Below are 246 nucleotides of genomic sequence, written 5' to 3'. Positions count from 1 at the left end.
CAATGCTCAGCGAGGCAGCCGCCCAAGGAATCGCGCAACATCGCCGTGACGTCGTCACCTGCCGCTTCGATTGCCGCCATGGCCCGGCCTCGACCTATGCTCCAACTATGCCTGGCCGAACCTGGGCCATTCGCTGGACCAAGCTGTCGATCAACCAGATCGTCAAGGAGCGCGTGAACATGCTGCTGGAGGCCTCGATGGCGCTGGAGCAGGTGACGTTCGAGACCGCCGACCACAAGGAAGCGA

The 246-nt window shown here is 63.0% G+C and carries 1 pseudogene; it reads left to right on the top strand.

Annotated elements, in window-relative coordinates:
- Positions 1-246: pseudogene (locus FNJ47_RS52380) on the top strand (hypothetical protein); the annotation flags it as partial.

The sequence above is a fragment of the Bradyrhizobium uaiense genome (assembly GCF_010811875.1).
Classification (GTDB): domain Bacteria; phylum Pseudomonadota; class Alphaproteobacteria; order Rhizobiales; family Xanthobacteraceae; genus Bradyrhizobium; species Bradyrhizobium uaiense.
This window is presented reverse-complemented; position numbering and strand designations above follow the sequence as displayed.